General features: G+C 68.9%; 19 protein-coding genes. 12 read left to right on the top strand and 7 right to left on the bottom strand.

Features of this window, described 5'->3' with window-relative positions; translation table 11 throughout:
* The first annotated feature begins 228 nt into the window (after positions 1–228).
* The 6 genes from creC (at position 229) to AAG092_RS08795 (ending at position 5421) form a co-directional block, all read left to right on the top strand.
* Positions 229–1653, top strand: a complete 1425-nt coding sequence (gene creC / locus AAG092_RS08820) for a two-component system sensor histidine kinase CreC (protein WP_373389395.1) — start codon at positions 229–231, stop codon at positions 1651–1653.
* Between the two features lie 62 nt (positions 1654–1715).
* On the top strand, positions 1716–1973 hold the full coding sequence (locus AAG092_RS08815) for a hypothetical protein (RefSeq protein ID WP_373389394.1): 258 nt from the start codon (positions 1716–1718) through the stop codon (positions 1971–1973).
* Entirely contained in the window at positions 1973–2986 is a 1014-nt protein-coding gene (locus tag AAG092_RS08810) for a hypothetical protein (RefSeq protein WP_373389393.1), read from the top strand. The genes AAG092_RS08815 and AAG092_RS08810 overlap by 1 nt, the downstream gene beginning before the upstream one ends.
* A gap of 92 nt (positions 2987–3078) precedes the next feature.
* Positions 3079–3513 (top strand): CBS domain-containing protein, encoded by a 435-nt coding sequence (locus AAG092_RS08805; RefSeq protein ID WP_110683370.1) that lies wholly within the window; start codon positions 3079–3081, stop codon positions 3511–3513.
* A gap of 207 nt (positions 3514–3720) precedes the next feature.
* Positions 3721–5067 (top strand): cell envelope integrity protein CreD, encoded by a 1347-nt coding sequence (gene creD, locus AAG092_RS08800; protein WP_110683371.1) that lies wholly within the window; start codon positions 3721–3723, stop codon positions 5065–5067.
* Between the two features lie 48 nt (positions 5068–5115).
* Positions 5116–5421 carry a hypothetical protein gene (locus AAG092_RS08795; protein ID WP_373389392.1) on the top strand — a complete coding sequence of 102 codons (306 nt, stop codon included), beginning with the start codon at positions 5116–5118 and terminating at the stop codon, positions 5419–5421.
* A gap of 82 nt (positions 5422–5503) precedes the next feature.
* Here AAG092_RS08795 and AAG092_RS08790 read toward each other — a convergent pair whose 3' ends face one another.
* A complete protein-coding gene (locus AAG092_RS08790) occupies positions 5504–6124 on the bottom strand; it encodes a glutathione S-transferase family protein (protein ID WP_373389391.1) in 621 nt (206 codons plus the stop codon).
* A 159-nt stretch (positions 6125–6283) separates the two neighbouring features.
* Between AAG092_RS08790 and AAG092_RS08785 the strand changes: the two genes are divergently transcribed.
* A complete protein-coding gene (locus AAG092_RS08785) occupies positions 6284–6550 on the top strand; it encodes a DUF4212 domain-containing protein (protein ID WP_110683374.1) in 267 nt (88 codons plus the stop codon).
* 8 nt (positions 6551–6558) lie between these two features.
* The gene (locus AAG092_RS08780) at positions 6559–8325 is read left to right on the top strand and encodes a sodium:solute symporter family protein (RefSeq protein ID WP_373389390.1); all 1767 of its coding nucleotides are present in this window, start codon (positions 6559–6561) and stop codon (positions 8323–8325) included.
* A 44-nt stretch (positions 8326–8369) separates the two neighbouring features.
* Here the strand turns inward: AAG092_RS08780 and AAG092_RS08775 are convergent, their stop codons facing one another.
* Positions 8370–9299 carry an ion channel gene (locus AAG092_RS08775; RefSeq protein WP_373389389.1) on the bottom strand — a complete coding sequence of 310 codons (930 nt, stop codon included), beginning with the start codon at positions 9297–9299 and terminating at the stop codon, positions 8370–8372.
* A 156-nt stretch (positions 9300–9455) separates the two neighbouring features.
* Between AAG092_RS08775 and AAG092_RS08770 the strand changes: the two genes are divergently transcribed.
* Positions 9456–10940 (top strand): flagellin, encoded by a 1485-nt coding sequence (locus tag AAG092_RS08770; RefSeq protein WP_373389388.1) that lies wholly within the window; start codon positions 9456–9458, stop codon positions 10938–10940.
* On the opposite strand, the gene AAG092_RS08765 is transcribed toward AAG092_RS08770, so the two are convergent.
* Positions 10937–11497 (bottom strand): NADPH-dependent FMN reductase, encoded by a 561-nt coding sequence (locus tag AAG092_RS08765; RefSeq protein WP_373389387.1) that lies wholly within the window; start codon positions 11495–11497, stop codon positions 10937–10939. The two genes, AAG092_RS08770 and AAG092_RS08765, sit on opposite strands and share 4 nt — an antisense overlap.
* A gap of 204 nt (positions 11498–11701) precedes the next feature.
* Here AAG092_RS08765 and AAG092_RS08760 point away from each other — a divergent pair, with 204 nt between their 5' ends.
* Complete coding sequence (locus AAG092_RS08760; protein ID WP_373389386.1) at positions 11702–11881, top strand: hypothetical protein; 180 nt, start codon at positions 11702–11704, stop codon at positions 11879–11881.
* 24 nt (positions 11882–11905) lie between these two features.
* Here the strand turns inward: AAG092_RS08760 and AAG092_RS08755 are convergent, their stop codons facing one another.
* The 4 genes from AAG092_RS08755 to AAG092_RS08740 all read right to left on the bottom strand — a co-directional run bounded on the left by AAG092_RS08755 (position 11906) and on the right by AAG092_RS08740 (position 14806).
* Entirely contained in the window at positions 11906–12337 is a 432-nt protein-coding gene (locus AAG092_RS08755; RefSeq protein ID WP_110683379.1) for a PaaI family thioesterase, read from the bottom strand.
* 29 nt (positions 12338–12366) lie between these two features.
* Positions 12367–13254: an alpha/beta fold hydrolase gene (locus tag AAG092_RS08750; RefSeq protein WP_373389385.1), complete on the bottom strand. Its 888-nt coding sequence runs from the start codon at positions 13252–13254 to the stop codon at positions 12367–12369.
* Positions 13244–13843, bottom strand: coding sequence for a TetR/AcrR family transcriptional regulator (locus AAG092_RS08745; RefSeq protein ID WP_373389384.1), 600 nt, complete (start codon positions 13841–13843; stop codon positions 13244–13246). The genes AAG092_RS08750 and AAG092_RS08745 overlap by 11 nt, the downstream gene beginning before the upstream one ends.
* Before the next feature lie 78 nt (positions 13844–13921).
* Positions 13922–14806: a LysR family transcriptional regulator gene (locus AAG092_RS08740; RefSeq protein ID WP_373389383.1), complete on the bottom strand. Its 885-nt coding sequence runs from the start codon at positions 14804–14806 to the stop codon at positions 13922–13924.
* 143 nt (positions 14807–14949) lie between these two features.
* On the opposite strand from AAG092_RS08740, the gene AAG092_RS08735 reads away from it, so the two are divergent.
* Both AAG092_RS08735 and speB read left to right on the top strand, forming a co-directional pair.
* A complete protein-coding gene (locus AAG092_RS08735) occupies positions 14950–16023 on the top strand; it encodes a polyamine ABC transporter substrate-binding protein (protein WP_373389381.1) in 1074 nt (357 codons plus the stop codon).
* A gap of 198 nt (positions 16024–16221) precedes the next feature.
* Positions 16222–17184, top strand: coding sequence for an agmatinase (gene speB, locus AAG092_RS08730; RefSeq protein WP_373389379.1), 963 nt, complete (start codon positions 16222–16224; stop codon positions 17182–17184).
* Positions 17185–17218: the final 34 nt, after the last annotated feature.

The raw sequence follows: 17218 nt of genomic DNA, 5'->3' as shown, positions 1-17218 counted from the left end.
CGGCCGGTGGGCTCGGGCTCTGGGCGGGTGGGGCAGATCCGGTTCTGTTGTACGGTATGCTGGCCTTGTCGTTCGCGCATCCCGCCGCCCATTCGGGCGGTGTCGGCCATGACCGCGACGCTATTCTGCCACCGAAGCGGCGCGCGGCGACAGCCACGCCGGACGCCCGCCACAGCACAGGGACGTAAGCATGTCATCGAGCCAGCTGCAGCGCACGGGAGGGCGGCCATGCCGCTAGGCGTCCGGATCTTCCTGGTGTACTTCTTGTTCGTCGGCCTGGCCGGCTGGTTCGTGCTGAGCACGGTGATGGACGAGATCCGCCCCGGCGTGCGCCAGTCCACCGAGGAGACCCTGGTGGACACCGCCAACCTGCTGGCCGAGATCCTGCGTGACGAGGTCAAGAGCGGCCAGCTGGCCCAGGGCCGCCTGCCGGCGCTACTCGAGTCCTATGGCCGACGCCAGCCGCAGGCGCAGATCTGGGGTGTGGAGAAGCGCGCGGTGAACCACCGCATCTACGTCACCGACGCCCGCGGCATCGTCCTGCTCGACTCCAGCGGCGTGGCCGTGGGCCAGGACTACTCGCGCTGGAACGACGTCTACCTGACCCTGCGCGGCCAGTACGGCGCGCGCTCGACCCGCGAGGACCCGGCCGACGAGGACAGCTCGGTGATGTACGTGGCGGCGCCGATCAAGGATGGCGAGCGGATCATCGGCGTGGTCTCGGTGGCCAAGCCGAACCAGTCGCTGCAGCCCTACATCGAGCGCTCGCAGCGGCGCCTGGGCTGGCTCGGCGCCGGGCTGATCGGCCTCGGCCTGCTGATCGGCGGGGTGTTGTCCTGGTGGCTCAGCGGCTCGCTGCGCAAGCTCACCCGCTACGCCCAAGCGGTCAGCCAGGGCCAGCGCGCCGAGCTGCCGGCCCTGCGCGGCGGCGAGCTGACCCAGCTGGCCCAGGCGGTGCAGAAGATGCGCACCGAGCTGGAGGGCAAGGCCTACGTCGAGCAGTACGTGCACACCCTGACCCACGAGTTGAAGAGCCCGCTGGCGGCCATCCGCGGCGCCGCCGAGCTGCTCGAGGGCGAGATGCCGGCCGAGCAGCGCCAGCGTTTCGTGGCCAACATCGCCAGCGAGGGCGCGCGCCTGCAGCAGCTGATCGAGCGCCTGCTCAACCTGGCCCAGGTGGAGCAGCGCCAGGGCCTGGAAGAGCGCGTGGCGATAGCGCTGCATGACCTGGTCGACGAACTGCTGCAGGCCCAGGCGGCGCGCATCCAGGCCGCCGGACTGCAGGTGGAGAACGCCATCCCGGCCGCTCTTGGCGCGCTGGGCGAGCGCTTCCTGCTGCGCCAGGCGCTGGCCAACCTGCTGGACAACGCGCTGGACTTCAGTGCCCCCGGCGGCCAGCTGCGCTTCACCGCCCAGCTGCAGGGCAGCGACGTGGAGCTGGCGCTGTTCAACCAGGGCGAGGCGATTCCCGAGTACGCCTTGCCGCGCCTGACCGAGCGCTTCTACTCGTTGCCGCGCCCCGCCAGCGGGCGCAAGAGCACCGGTCTGGGGCTGAATTTCGTGCAGGAGGTGGCGCTGCTGCACGGCGGCGCGCTGGCCCTGGCCAATGTCGCCGGCGGCGTGCGTGCCAGCCTGCGCCTGCCGGCCGCCTGAACGATCCGCGAACGCTGCGGCGCCACAGTGCGGCTCCCGATCCCCGCTGCAGGAGCCGCCCGATGATCCGCCCGCTGTCGTCCCTCGTCCTCGTCACCCTGCTCGCCGGCTGTGCCAGCGCCGAGCAGAACCAGTTGCTCGGCGACATGCTCAGCCGCGCCATGCAGGAAACCTCGCTCAGTGGCGCCGACCAGGGCCTGGCGGTGAAGACCGTGCAGGTGGCGGCGCAGGGGGCCGGGCAGGCCAGCAGCGCGGCGCGTAGCGAAGGCAACGGCAGCGCCGCCGCCGAGCCGGCCGCCGACGCCGAAGCGGACTGGTAGTGCGCCTGCCGTCGCTGCAGGCGCTCGGCCTGCTGCTGGCGCTGGGTGCCTGGGGCAGCGCCTGGGCGACCGTCCCGGTGCCCCTGCTCGACGCGCCCGGCTCGGTCGGCGTCGCCCGCCTGGATATCCAGGGCCGTCCGTTGCCTCAGGCCGAGGTGCCGCGCCTGCGCGCGCGCCTCGACGACCTGCTGGCGCAGCTGCGGCAGACCCCGGCGCTGGCGCCCCTGCGCGGCTTCGCCATCGACCAGGGGCTCGGCCTGTTCGAGCAGGACGCCGGGCTGCCCGGCGCGCCGGCGATCGGCCAGGCGCTGCTGCTGGTGCGGCGGGTCGATCCGGCGCGCAGCGAGCCGGCCGCCCAGGGCGGCTGGCGCGGCTATGGCGAGGGGCCGGGCATAGTGCTGCGGATCAACGACCCGCGCGCGCTGTTCGGCTACCCGGTGGGCCGGGATGCGCTTGGCGACTACTACCAGGTGGCGGTCAAGCCGCGGCGCCTGCAGGGCATGCCGGTGCTGCAGGTCGGCAACAAGGATGTGGTGGTGGTGCACAAGCCGGGGCGCAAGCCGTTCACCCATGTCAGCCGGCAGCGTTATCTCGAGGGCCTGCTGGGCAGCGAGCGCGAGCACCTCGCCGGGCTGCAGCAGCAACTGGCCGCGGCCGGCGATGCCGAGAGCCGCCAGCAGCTGCAGCAGTTCATCCGCCAGTGGCAGGGCACGGTGGCGCAGAAGCAGGCGCTGCTCGACGGCATGGGCGAGGCCGAGCGGCGCGCGCCGACCTGCCAGAGCAGCAGCCAGCGCCTGGGCCAGCTGTTCGCCGCCTGCAGCGACCCCGCCGCGGTCTACTATGTCAGCCCCGCCGCCGACTACTTCCAGACGGGCCTGCCGGCCAGCAGCGTGCAGCTGCTGACCCTGAGCGTGGTCAACAAGGGGTTCCTCAACGACCACACGCTGGGCCTCAAGGTACGCCAGGCCGTGGCCCAGCTCGATCTGCCGGCCCTGCAGCGGAGTCTCGACTGAGCTGCGCTATGCTTCGTCACAGGCGGGGCCGGCCGGCAGGCTGGCAGGAATCCTGCTTGATGGGGAACGACCACAGCCCGGGGAGGCGATGCATGAAGACCGTTGCAGAACTGCTCAGAACCAAGACCAATGCCTATCTCTACAGCGTCACACCGGACAGCTCGGTACTCGACGCGGTCAAGCAGCTGGCCGAGAAGCGCATCGGTGCGCTGGTGGTGATGGCCGGAGGACGCCTGGTGGGCATCGTCAGCGAGCGTGACTATGTGCGCAAGCTGGCCGAGCTGGAGCGCGCCGCCTTCGATGCCAAGGTCAGCGACATCATGACTGCCGAGGTGATCACCGTCGGCCCGCGCGACAGCGTGCAGCACTGCCTGCAGCTGATGAGTGATAGGCGCCTGCGCCACCTGCCGGTGGTCGCCGAGGGCGAGGTGATCGGCCTGTTGTCGATCGGCGACCTGGTCAAGCAGACCATCGACGACCAGGCCAGCCTGATCCAGCAGCTGGAGCAGTACATCCGCGGCGAGTGACAACGGGCTTTGCGCCGGCCCGGCGTGGTTGAAGCCAGCCGCGGGATGCTCACCACGCCACAGTGATTTCCGCTCCTTCGGCCCGCCTGGTCTGACTCCGGCAGTCCTCGCGGCCACACAAACTCCACACAGTCTCCACATTTCGCGCATGGCGCCGCCACGGGCGCCGTCGAGACTCTCCCCACGGTCCAACCCAAGGAGAGTCCCATGAACCGCAACCTGCTGCTCAAGCTCGGCGCCATCGCCGCGCTGATCTTCCTGCTGATGATTCCCATCCTGATGATCGACGGCATGATCGAGGAGCGCCAGAGCCTGCGCGACGGCGTGCTGGAAGACATCGCGCGCAGCTCCAGCTACAGCCAGAAGATCACCGGCCCGCTGCTGGTGGTGCCCTACCGCAAGACGGTGCGCCAGTGGAAAACCCACGCCAAGACCGGCGAGCGCTACCTGGAGGAGGGCGAGGCCAGCGGGCGCCTGTACTTCCTGCCGGAGCGCCTGGCCCTGGGCGGCGACATCAGCACCGAGCTGCGCGCCCGCGGCATCTACCAGGCGCGCCTGTACCACAGCAACAGCCGCCTGGCCGGCCACTTCGCCCTTCCGGCCAACTTCGGCGTGACCGAGGATATCGGCGACTACCGCTTCGGCGAGCCCTTCGTCAGCGTCGGCATCAGCGACATCCGCGGCATCAAGAACAATCTGGTGCTGCAGCTGGGCGAGCGCCGGCTGCCGTTCCAGCCGGGCAGCGCCGACCCGCTGCTGGGCGCCGGGGTGCATGCGCCGCTGCCGCTGGCCGTGGCGGACACCCACCAGGCGCAGCGCCTGGAGTTCGCCTTCGACCTGCTGCTGCAGGGCACCGGCCGGCTCGACATCGCCCCGGTCGGCCGCGAGACCCTGGTCGACCTCAGTGCCGACTGGCCGCACCCGAGCTTCGTCGGCGAGTACCTGCCGAGCGAGCGCGAGATCACCGCCACGGGCTTCTCCGCGCGCTGGCAGACCAGCTTCTTCGCCACCAACATGGAGGAGGCCCTGGCCGCCTGCACCAGCGGCGGCGAATGCCACGCCTTCGAGAGCCGCCAGTTCGGCGTCAGCTTCGTCGACCCGGTGGACCAGTACCTCAAGAGTGACCGCGCGCTGAAGTACGCCCTGCTGTTCATCGCCCTGACCTTCGCCGGCTTCTTCCTCTTCGAGGTGCTCAAGCGCCTGGCCGTGCATCCGGTGCAGTACGGCCTGGTCGGCCTGGCGCTGGCGATGTTCTACCTGCTGCTGCTGTCGCTGGCCGAGCACATGGCCTTCGCCCAGGCCTATGTGCTGGCGGCCGCGGCCTGCGTGCTGCTGATCGGCTTCTACGTCAGCCACGTGCTGCACAGCTGGTTGCGTGGCGCCGCCTTCACCGCCGTGCTGGCCGGGCTCTACGCCATGCTCTACGCCCTGCTGTCCGCCGAGGACTACGCCCTGCTGATGGGCTCGCTGCTGGTGTTCGGCCTGCTCGCCACGGTGATGCTGCTGACCCGCAAGCTGGACTGGTACGGCCTGGGCAAGCCGGCCGCCGCCTGATATCGACCGGGCGCGGCGGCTGCCGCGCCCCTCTGCGAGGAGATCGCCATGTTTCGTCTGCTGCTGCAGTTCTGCGCCTGTTTCGCCCTCGGCCTGGTGGTGGCCGGGCTGCTGCTGATCGGCCTGATGTTCTTCGGCCAGTTCGACCTGATCCACGGCCTCAACTTCACCGGCCGGCCGCTGGCCTGGCTGGCCCTGCAACTGCTGCCGGCCGGCTTCTGGGCGGAGCTGACCGGGCTCGCCGACGCCGCGAGCAACCCCCACGTGCAGTCCTTCCTGCAGCTGTGCGCGGCCCTGGGGCAGGTGGCCCTGCTGCTGGCCGCCGGCTTCTTCCGCCTGTGGTACCGGCCATGAGCGGGCATCTGGGCCTGCGCGAGGAGGCGCGCCGCGCGCACCTGCTGGCGCGGCGCATCGCCCGCCTGTTCCCGCGTGCGCCTCAGGCGGGGGCGCTGGCCTGCATCGAGGGGCGCCGCTCGACCTCGGCGAACCAGGCGGCCAGGCCTGGGTAGCGCTGGCGCCAGCCCAGCTGCGGCTGGCGCAGATCGAGGTAGCCGAGGGCGCAGGCCAGGCCGATGGCAGCGATGTCGAAGTGACTGGCGAGCTCGGCCAGGCAGTCGTGTTCGAAGTAGGCCAGGCTGCGCTCGATCTTGTCCTGCTGTGCGTCTTCCCAGAGCTCCCAGCGCTTGTCCGCGGGACGCAGGAAGGTCTCGTAACGCAGCAGCACGGCGGCGTCGAGGATGGCGTCGGCCAGCGCGGCCAGGCTGAGGCGGCGCCAGCGTGCATGGCCGCTCGGCGGGATCAGCGGCGCGCCGACGTGCTGGGCGTCAAGGTAGTCGAGGATCACCCGGCTGTCGTAGAGCAGCGAGCCGTCGGCCAGGCGCAGGACGGGGATCTTGCCTGCCGGGTTGCCCTGCAGCACCGCGCTGCTGGGGTTCACCGGGGTCAGCTGTACCTCCTGCAGGGCCACGCGGTCCTGCTGGCCGGTCTCGTGCAACAGGACCCGCACCTTGCGCACGAAGGGCGAGGCAGGGGAGTGGAACAGGGTCATGGTGCTCATGGGGCCTCCGCGGCGTCTGTGGCTGTGTTCAGGCTGGCACCCGGAGCCGCGCAGGGCAATGCCAGGGGCGTATGCGACCAAAGTCTAGTGGCCGATAGCGAACGGCTTGCTAGGGTCTAACCGGCTCCAGAACAAAAACAACAATCCCCGGAGGTCCCCATGTCCTTGTCCAAGCAAGAGGCAGCCGCTGCGTATTGGAAAGCCAACCTGCGCCTGATGCTGTCGCTCCTCGTGGTCTGGTTCGCCGTGTCCTACGGCGCCGGCATCCTGTTCGTCGAACAGCTCAACGCCATTCAGTTCTTCGGCTTCCCCCTGGGCTTCTGGTTCGCCCAGCAGGGTTCCATCTACACGTTCGTGGCGATGATCTTCTTCTACGTGTGGAAGATGAATGCCTACGACCGCAAGTACGACGTCCACGAAGACTGAGGCCGCGCATGGATACCCAAACCCTGATCTACCTGATCGTTGGCGCCACCTTCGCCCTCTACATCGGTATCGCCATCTGGACCCGTGCCGGCTCCACCAGCGAGTACTACGTGGCCAGCAAGGGCGTGAGCCCGGTGATGAACGGCATGGCTACCGGCGCCGACTGGATGAGCGCCGCCTCCTTCATCTCCATGGCCGGCATCATCGCCTTCGCCGGCTACGACGGCTCGGTCTACCTGATGGGCTGGACCGGCGGCTACGTGCTGCTGGCCATGTGCCTGGCGCCCTACCTGCGCAAGTTCGGCAAGTTCACCGTGCCCGAGTTCATCGGCGAGCGTTACTACTCGCAGACCGCGCGGGTGGTAGCGGTGATCTGCGTGATCTTCATCTCCTTCACCTACGTGGCCGGGCAGATGCGCGGCGTCGGCATCGTCTTCTCGCGCTACCTGGAAGTCGACATCAACACCGGCGTGATGATCGGCATGGCCATCGTGTTCTTCTACTCGGTGCTGGGCGGCATGAAGGGCATCACCTACACCCAGGTGGCGCAGTACTGCGTGATGATCTTCGCCTACATGGTGCCGGCCATCTTCATCTCGATGATGATCACCGGTAACCCGATCCCGCAGCTGGGCTTCGGCAGCGAAGTGACCGGCACCGGCCAGAGCGTGATCGAGCGTCTCAACGGCCTGGGCGCCGAACTGGGCTTCAGTGCCTACACCGATGGCAGCAAGTCGACCATCGACGTGTTCTTCATCACCATGGCGCTGATGGTCGGCACGGCCGGCCTGCCGCACGTGATCGTGCGCTTCTTCACCACCCCGACGGTGAAGGACGCGCGCAAGTCCGCCGGCTACGCCCTGCTGTTCATCGCCATTCTCTACACCACCGCGCCGGCCGTGGCGGCTTTCGCCCGTACCAACCTGTTCACCTCGGTGCCGAACGTGGCCTACCAGGAAGCACCGGCCTGGCTGAAGACCTGGGAGAACGCCGGTCTGATCGCCTGGATGGACAAGAACCAGGACGGCGTCATCCAGTACGGCCCCGGTGCGCCCTTCGCCGGCAAGCCGGAGTTCAGTGCCGAGCGTGGCGCACACAACGAGCGCCTGCTCACCAACGCCGCCACACCGGCAGCCAACGAACTGTATGTCGACAACGACATCATGGTGCTGGCCAACCCGGAAATCGCCGATCTGCCGGGCTGGGTGATCGCCCTGATCGCCGCCGGTGGCCTGGCCGCCGCGCTGTCCACTGCCGCCGGCCTGCTGCTGGTGATCTCCACCTCGATCTCCCACGACCTGCTCAAGAGCAACATCCGGCCCAACATCAGCGAGAAGGGCGAGCTGCTCGCCGCGCGCATCGCCGCCGGTGTCGCGGTGGTAGTGGCCGGCCTGTTCGGCATCTACCCGCCGGCCTTCGTCGCCCAGGTGGTGGCGTTCGCCTTCGGCCTGGCGGCGGCCTCGTTCTTCCCGGCCATCGTCATGGGCATCTTCTCCAAGACCATGAACAAGGAAGGGGCGATTGCCGGCATGGTGGTGGGGCTGGCCTTCACCTTCAGCTACATCGTCTACTTCAAGTTCATCGAGCCGACCGCCACCGCGGCCGACTGGTGGTTCGGCATCTCGCCGGAGGGTATCGGCACACTGGGCATGCTGTTCAACTTCGCCACCGCCGTCGTGGTGGCCAAGCTGACCAGCGCGCCGCCGGAGCGCATCCAGCACCTGGTAGAGGACATCCGTGTGCCGCGTGGCGCCGGCGCTGCCATCGACCACTGAGCCCTGTCACAGACCGCGCCCCGGCTCGCCGGGGCGTTGGCATTTCAGCGCGTCATCTTCTTCACGAACACCACCACGAACAGGGCCATGGTGAAGCTGCCGGCGAACGCCTCGAAGGCGGCGATGGGGCGCGCCAGGCCGTGCGGGGTGATGTCGCCGTAGCCCAGGGTGGTGAAGGTCACCACGCTGTAGTATAGGCAGTCGAGCAGGTCGCCCAGGTTGGCCGCCCAGCCGCGTTCCAGGGCCAGGCCCAGCGGCAGGTCGCCGTGGCGCACGCCGACCAGGAAGAACAGCAGGCCGCAGGCCAGGATCAGGCCGAGGGAGAACAGCACCACGTTGAGCGGCTTCTCGCCATAGCCGCAGAACAGGTCGACCAGCCAGGACAGCAGGCGTCTTCCGCTCAGGCGCGGCATCTGCAGGCGGCGCATGGCCATCTCGCGGTGGAAGAACTGCCCTGCCTGCTCGAACAGGCCGGCCTTTTCCAGGCGCAGGCGCAGGTTGCGGTAGGTCTCCTCGGCCTCCTCGAACAGCTGCCGCGCGCCCGCCGCGTCGCCGTCCCGGCGGCGCTCGCGGCCGCGGCGCTCCTGGATCAGCTGGCGGTCCCAGACCACGTTGTCCAGCCGCGCACCCTCCAGGCGCACGCCCAGCAGGTTGCAGTCGCGCAGGTCGGCGCAGTGCAGGTTGGCGCCGCGCAGGTCGGCCTTCATCAGCGAGCTGCCGCGCAGGTCGAGGGCGAACAGGTGGGCGTTCTGCAGGTCGGCGCGGTACAGGTCGGCGCCCTGCAGCTCCCAGCCTTGGCGCTGGCCATGGTTGACCAGGTCGATGCCGGCGAGGTCGGCGTACTTGAGGCGGAAGCCGTGCATCGGCTGGCCGCTGCGCGCCCGCGCCTGCAGCGCCTCGACCAGCGACCCGGCCTGGCGCCGGTCCTGGTCCGGGTCGAGCCAGTCGCTGTCATCGAGCTGCTCTGTGTTCATGGCGTTCTCCTGCACATGAGACAAGCCTAGTCGTCTCCGTGTAGGGGGATGAACGGTCTAAAGCTTTTCCTAACACCGCCGAAGAGTCTGACGATAAGTCGTAAAAGATTTGGTGGCCGCGACTATGGAGTGGTTGTTGCTCAAAGGACTGTTCGGATGGCGTTGACCCTCACCAACGTATCGTCACTCGGCGTTCAGCGTGCGCTGAACGAGTCGACGCGTGCGCTGGAAACCTCGATGCAGCGGCTGTCCACCGGCTTACGCATCAACAGCGCCAAGGACGATGCGGCCGGCCTGCAGATATCCAATCGTCTGGGCAGCCAGATAAGTGGCATGGGCGTGGCGGTGCGCAACGCCAACGACGGCATCTCCCTGGCGCAGACCGCCGAGGGTGCGCTGCAGCAGTCCACCAGTATTCTTCAGCGCATGCGCGACCTGGCCCTGCAGGCGGCCAATGGCTCCAACTCGGGCAGCGAGCGCGACGCCCTGCAACAGGAAGTGGCGCAGCTGCAGCAGGAACTGACGCGCATTGCCGAGACCACCAGCTTCGCCGGACGCAAGCTGCTCGACGGAAGCTTCGGCGCCCAGGCTTTCCAGGTCGGCGCCAACGCTTTCGAGACCATCCCCGTCGGCCTGGGCAACTTCCGCGCCGATCGCCTGGGCAGCCATGTGCGCGACCTGGTCAATGGCACCGCCGGCAGCGCGACCGGCGATCAGCTGGGCGGCCTGCTGCAGCAGGCCGGAGCCCTGCCGGACAACGACGTGACCGGCGAACTGACCATCGCCGGCCGCAAGACCCTGAGCTTCGACGTCTCCGGCTCGGCCTGGGAGGTGGCGCGCGCGATCAACAAGCGGTCCGACGCAACCGGGGTGGTGGCGGATGCGCGCACTCTGCTGCAGCTGAGCTTCAGCGGCGACGACCACTACTCCTTCGACCTGTACGGCTCCAACGAGGATGCGGTGAGCATCAGCGCCGAGATCGAGGACGGCGACCTCGGCCTGCTGGCCGATGCGATCAACGCCGAGTCGGCGCGTACCGGGATCAGCGCCAGGGTCGAGGGCGATCGGCTGTGGATGACCAGCGAGCGTGGCGACGATATCGCGCTGGAGAATTTCCAGTCCCGGGACGTCGGTACGGCCCAGGCACAGAACTTCGACTACGAAGGCGGGGAAGAGCTCATCGCCTCGGTCGCCACCCTGACCGACGACTCCGCCATGCGCGCCATCGGCGTGGTTCGCCTCAATAGTGCCAAGGGCTTCAGCACCGCGGTGGATGTGGCGACTGTGGATGGCAGCACGGCGACCAACACCAGCCGCTTCGAGCAGATCAACGAGGTGGACCTGCTCACGGATGTCGGTGCACAGACGGCGATCGGTTTGATCGATGGGGCGTTGAGTACCATCGACAGTGCCAGGGCGGATCTCGGCGCCGTGCAGAACCGTCTTGAATACACCATCGCCAACCTGCAGAACATGGCGGAGAACCTCTCCGCCGCGCGCAGCCGGATCAGGGATACCGACTATGCGACCGAGGTGTCCAACCTGGTCCGGCAGCAGATACTGCAGCAGGCGGCGACCGCCATCCTGGCCCAGGCCAACCAGCGGCAGCAGGCCATTCTCAGCCTGCTGCAGGGTCTCTAGCCCTTCACATGCCGCTCCACCCAGGCGGCGTAGGCGTCGATGAACTTCTGCAGGAAGCCCTCGATGCCGGCGTCCAGCTTGCCGCTCTCGTCGAAGAACTTGCCGGCGCCGCCCAGGTAGGACTCGGGCTGCTGCAGCATGTAGACGTCGAGGAAGACCATCGACTGGCGCAGGTGGTGGTTGGCGCCGAAGCCGCCGATGGCGCCCGGCGAGGCACTCAGCACGGCCCCCGGCTTGCCGCCGAAGACGCTCTGGCCATAGGGGCGCGAGCCGACGTCGATGGCGTTCTTCAGCACGCCCGGCACCGAGCGGTTGTATTCCGGGGTGACGAACAGCAGGGCGTCGGCGGCTTTCACCTGCTGGCGAAAGCGCGTGTAGGCCTCGGGCGCGGGGCTGACGTCGATGTCCTCGTTGTACAGCGGCAGCTCGCTGATCTCGACCAGCTCCAGCTGCAGCGAGGGCGGCGCCAGTTCGGCCAGGGCCAGTGCCAGCTTGCGGTTGATCGAGGCCTGGCGCAGGCTGCCGACCAGGACGGCGACCTTGTAGGGCGTGCTCATGCGGATTCCCTCGCGGGTGGGCGGAGCTGAAACTATAGCCCCGGCGCGGTTGACGCGGCCGCCGACTGCGCAGAAATTGATCAGGTGCCAGTGCCGAGCTGGCCACGCGAACAATGGTCATCTGCGACGCACAGACTGACCCGACAAGAACAAGACCGATGCCTACCGAACTGCCGACAGTCCACCACTGTTGAGGAATTCGTCATGGATACATTCGATCTGTTCGACCCGCGCTACCAGCTGGAAGCCGAGGAACCCGCGCCCACGCCGCGGGTGCACGAGGAAATCCAGCTGACCCTGCTGTCCCTCGAACGCCTGGCCGGGCAGCTGCGCGAGCGCGTCGGCGAGCCCGCGGCGCCGCGCGGCCGGCACCGCTCGGACTGACCGCGGCCGTGCGCCCCCGGCCGGCTAGCGCAGGATCATGCAGGTGGCGGTGCCGTAGGCGTAGAGGGTGCCGTCCTCGTCGCGGATGCTGCCTTCGGAGATGACCAGGCGTGAGCTGACGTTGATCACCTTGCCTTCGGCGCGCAGCGTGCGGTTGAAGGGGATGGCCTTGCTCATCTTCACGTTCAGCTCGATGGTGCCGTAGCTCTCGCCCGCGCCGAGGGCGGTGTGGGTGGCGCAGCCGGTCACCGAGTCCAGCACGGTGGCGGCGAAGCCGCCATGCACGCCGCCCAGGGGGTTGGTGTGGCGCTCGTCGGCGGTGACGGCGAAGACCACGCGGTTGGCCTCCACGATTTCCACTTCCATCGGCATGGTCTTGGCGATGCCGGGCTTGGGGAAGTGGCCGGCGGCGAAGGCCTGCATGATCTGCAGGCCGGTCATCTGTTGCGGGTTCATCACGCGGTTCTCCGGGTAGGGGCGGCCGCTCAGGCGGCCTGGCGGTTGTGCTGCAGTTGTTCGAACCAGCCCAGCGCCTCGTCCCACAGCGCGCTGGCGCTGCTGCGAAAGTAGCCCATGTGGCCGATGGCGCCGAGGCCCTCGGCCTGGGAGTCGATGGTGCGGGCCTGGTAGGGCGCGGCGCTGTAGGCGGCCATGAAGGCATCGCGCGAGCTGGGTGGTGCCCACAGGTCGTCGAGGCTGTTGGCGGCGACGATCGGCGTGCGCACGCTGGCGAAACGGGCGGCCAGGTGCTGCTGCTCGGGGTCGTCGAAGAAGTAGCGCGGGTAGCGGCACCAGCGCTTCCACTGGCGGTACACGCCGAGCGGCAGGTCTTCGCCCATGCCCAGCCTGCTCCAGGCCAGATAGCCCTTGCGCAGGACGATCAGCGGGCCGACCAGGTTCCACATCAGCTGCACGCGCAGGCGCTCCAGCGGCGGCATCCAGCCATGCCAGCCGGCGCCGGTGCCGAAGGTGTAGAAGCCGGCGACGCGCTCGTGCCCCGGCAGCAGGCCGAAGGCATGGCCGCCGAAGGAGTGGCCGATCATGAAGGTCGGCAGGTCGTCGGCGTGCAGGTGGTCGAGGGCGGCGGCCAGGTCGAGGTGGGCCCAGTCCAGGTAGCGCATCTCGAAGCCGCGCAGGCGCGCCGGCCTGGACTGGCCGATGCCGCGGTAGTCCAGGCTCAGGGTGCTGTAGCCGCGCTGCGCGGCGTATTCGGCGAAGCGCCGGTAGAAGCCCTGTGGCACGCCGGTGGCGCCGCCGATCAGCAGGCGCGCGCGTGGCTGCGGGGCGTGGTAGAGGGTGGCGCGCAGCGGGTAGCCGTCGGCGGCGGCGAGCTGCAGCTCCTCGCGGCGGATGTCCTGGGTGTCACTGGTCATGGCGGTTCTCCCGCGGGTAGTCATGCAGTAGTTGGAAAAGCGCCGCGCTGGCGCGTTGCAGAGGCTCGCTGCTGCCGGCCACGCGGGCCTGCAGCAAGCCGCCCTCATAGAGCGAGATGAACAGGTTGGCGAAGCCTTCCGCGCTGTCGCCGTGGAAGCCGACGCCGCGCAGCTGGGTGGCCAGGGCCTGGCGCAGGCGGGTGAAGCAACCGGACAGGGCGGCGCGGATCTCGACATCCTCCGGGCCGCTCTCCAGGGCCACGGTGGCCAGCGGGCAGCCGCGCTCGAAGCGGCTGCCCTCGAGCTGCTGCAGGGTGTTGTCGAGCCAGCGCTGCATGGCCCGCAGCGGGTCCGGGTGGTCGCGGAACAGCTGGGCGAAGAAGCCGTCGATGCGCTGGCCGATGTGCTCGATGGCGGCCACCGCCAGCTCGTTCTTGCCGCCGGGGAAGTGGTGGTAGAGGCTGCCCTTGGGCGCCTGGGCCTGGGCCAGCAGCTCGTTGAGACCGGCACCATGCAGCCCCTTGCGTTGCAGGGTGTCGGCCATGGCGGCGATCAGTTTGTCGCGGGTGCTGAGGTTGGATGTGTGCATGGCGCTATATGTAGACCAGTCGGTCCAGTGCTGGGAAGCGTCAGTTAGGCCGATTCAGCGGGTGAATCGGTCGCCATATCAGGCGAAGGCCGCCAGCAGGTCCTCGCAGAGCGCCCGCTGCGCCTCGCTGGGTAGGCGCGCGCGGTGCTGCGCCAGGTGGAACTCGACGACGAAGCCGAGGCGCTCCGGCAGCAGCGCGCGCAGCTGGCCGCGGCGCTCCCAGGGCGCGGCGATGTGGTCGGGCAGGTAGCCGACATGGGCGCCGGAGAGGATGAAGGCCAGGCTGCCTTCCACCTGCTCGCTGTGCGCGCTGCTGGCGCCGGTCTGCCAGGGGGCGACGAAGCGGTAGGGGTGCAGCACGCCGTCGCAGGCCAGCAGCGCGCTGTCATCCCGTGGCGGGCGCTCGAACAGCGGGTGGCCGCGGCCGCAGTACAGCTGCTGCTGTTCGCGGAACAGCGGGTGGTAGTCGAGCGCCGTCTGGCGGCCGGAGAAGTAGCCGATGGCCAGCTGCAGCTGGCCCTGCAGCAGGCGCCGCTCCAGCTCGGCGGGCATGGCGCTGAGCAGCCCGATCTGCACCGCCTGGTTGCGCCGGCGGAAGGCGCCCAGGGCCGCGCCGAGGCGCTCCAGCACCTCGTCGGCGAGGGCCTCGGAGAGGCCGACGTGCAGCTCGCCGAGCAGCTTGTCGGCCATGCCCTGGGCCTCGCCCTTGAAGGTCTCGATGGCGGCGAACAGGCGCCGGGTGGCGGCCAGCACCTGCTCGCCCTTGGGCGTCAGGCGAAAGCCGGCCTTGCCGCGCTCGCACAGGCGAAAACCCAGGCGCGTCTCCAGCTTGGCCATCTGCGTGCTGATGGTCGACTGGCCGATCCCCAGCTCGCCCTGGGCGGCGCTGAAGCCGCCACTCTCCACCACCGTGACGAACAGGCGCAGCAGTTGCAGGTCGAGGTCGCGCAGCTGGCTGAGCATGACGGCTCCATACATTGATCGCTGTAGATGCTGGAGTAGATCACTTCGTATTTATCCGAAGCAAATGCCGGCGCAGGATGCCGCCATCGCCCAGGTCGCCGCAGAGCGGCCGGGCACACCGCCAACGCCGGAGGAAACCCGCCATGCGCCTTGCCGCCAGTCTGTTGCTCACCGCCCTCGCCCTGCCGCTGCAGGCCGCGGAGCAGACCCTCAACCTGTACAACTGGGCCGACTACGTGGCGCCTGAGGCGCTCAAGCGCTTCCAGGCCGAGAGCGGCATCCGGGTCAAGTACGACACCTTCGACAGCACCGAGGTGCTGGACGCCAAGCTGCTCACCGGCGGCAGCGGCTACGACGTCGTGTTCCCGGCCTCCAGCGGCCTGGCCCGGGCCATCCAGGCCGGGGCCGTGCAGCCGGTGGGCGCGCTGGGCAACGCCGCCAACCTCGATCCGGAGATGCTCGCCAAGCTGGCCTTCATCGACCCCGGCAACCGCTACGGCGTGCCTTACACCTGGGGCACGGTCGGCCTCGGCCTCAACAAGCAGGCGGTGGAAAAACGCCTGCCCGGGGTGGCGCTGGACAGCCTCGGCCTGCTGTTCAAGCCGGAGTACGCCGGCAAGCTCAAGGACTGTGGCATCGCCGTGCTCGACTCGCCGCAGGAGGTGGTGGCCATCGCCCTCAACTACCTGGGACGCAAGCCCTACTCCCACGACGCGCAGGACCTGCAGGCGGTGAAAGGACTGCTCGCCGGGCTGCAGCCCAACCTGCGCTATGTCGCCACCGCACGGCACATCGACGACCTGGCCAAGGGCGAGATCTGCCTGGCGCTGACCTATACCGGCGACGCCGGCATGGCCGCCGCCCGCGCCGCCGAGGCCGGGCAGCCGTTCGAGGTGGTCTACCGCATCCCGCGCGAGGGCACGCTGATCTGGTTCGACACCATGGCCATCCCCGTCGACGCGCCGCACCCCGAGGCCGCACGCGCCTTCATCGACTACATGCTCAGGCCCGAGGCGATCGCCGAGCTGACCAACTCGCTGTACTTCGCCAACGCCAACCGCGCCGCCACCCCGTTGCTGGACGCGGCGGTGAGTGGCGATCCGCACATCTACCCGCCCAGGGCGGTGCGCGAAAAGCTGTTCGCCGAGCAGATCCTGCCGCTGCGCGTGCAGCGCGAGCGCACCCGGCTATGGGCCGCCTTCCGCACCCAGTACTGAGAGGCAGTCTCGGCTCTCTTGATCGTCGGCCAGGCTGCGTTGAAATTGGGCTCGGGCTGCTCATTTACAGCTCGTAAACTCCGCGCCCTCGCACAATTTCGCCTTGCCTGGCTCTAGCTCAAAAGACCCGAAACAGCCTCTGCCCAGCCGTATGACCGCTCCGGCCATGAGCGGTCCGTTCCCTTCGAGTAAGCGACCATGGACCACGCCTTCGACAACGACCAGGCCATCACCCGCGACAGCCTCTACGGCACCTGTGCCGAGCCGACCTACGCCGGCATCACCAGCTTCATGCGCCGCCGCTATACCCGCGATCTGCGCGGCGTGGACCTGGTGGTCAGCGGCGTACCCTTCGACACCGCCACCACCAACAGGCCCGGGAGCCGCTTCGGCCCGCGCGCCATCCGTGCCGCCTCCATTCAATCGGCCTGGGCCCGGCATTTCCCCTGGGAGTTCGATCCCTTCGACCTGCTGGCCTGCATCGACTACGGCGACTGCCATTTCGACCACGGCACCCCGCAGGCCACCCCGGCGGCCATCGAGGCCCACGCCGAGAGGATTCTCGCCGCCGGCTGCGCCATGCTCACCCTGGGCGGCGACCACTTCATCAGCTACCCGCTGCTCAAGGCCCATGCCCGCAAGCATGGCCCGCTGGCGCTGATCCACTTCGACGCGCACAGCGACACCTGGCCGGACGAGGAGGGCGCACGCATCGACCACGGCACCATGTTCTACCACGCCGCCCGCGAGGGCCTGGTCGACCCGGCGCGCTCGGTGCAGGTCGGCCTGCGCACCACCAACGACGACGTGATGGGCTTTGCGGTGCTGGATGCACGCCAGGTCAACCGCAGCACCCCGGAGCAGATCGCCGAGCTGATCCGCGCCCGTGTCGGCGACCAGCCGGTGTACCTGACCTTCGACATCGACTGTCTCGATCCGGCCTTCGCCCCCGGCACCGGCACGCCGGTGTGCGGCGGCCTGTCCAGCCACCAGGCGCTGGAGATACTGCGCGGCCTGCGCGGCATCAACCTGGTCGGCATGGACGTGGTGGAGGTGGCGCCGCCCTACGACCACGCCGAGGTCACCGCCCTGGCCGGGGCAACCCTGGCGATGGAGATGGTCTGCCTGTATGCCGCGCGGCATAAGCTGGGCGAGCGCTGAGGGGGCAAGCCGCTGCCGTAACGACTGAGCCACG

Origin of the sequence: Pseudomonas alcaligenes (assembly GCF_041729615.1) — a bacterium.
GTDB classification, from domain to species: Bacteria; Pseudomonadota; Gammaproteobacteria; order Pseudomonadales; family Pseudomonadaceae; genus Aquipseudomonas; species Aquipseudomonas alcaligenes_B.
The sequence above is the reverse complement of the archived record's forward strand: the minus strand, read 5'-3'. Positions and strand labels throughout refer to the sequence as shown.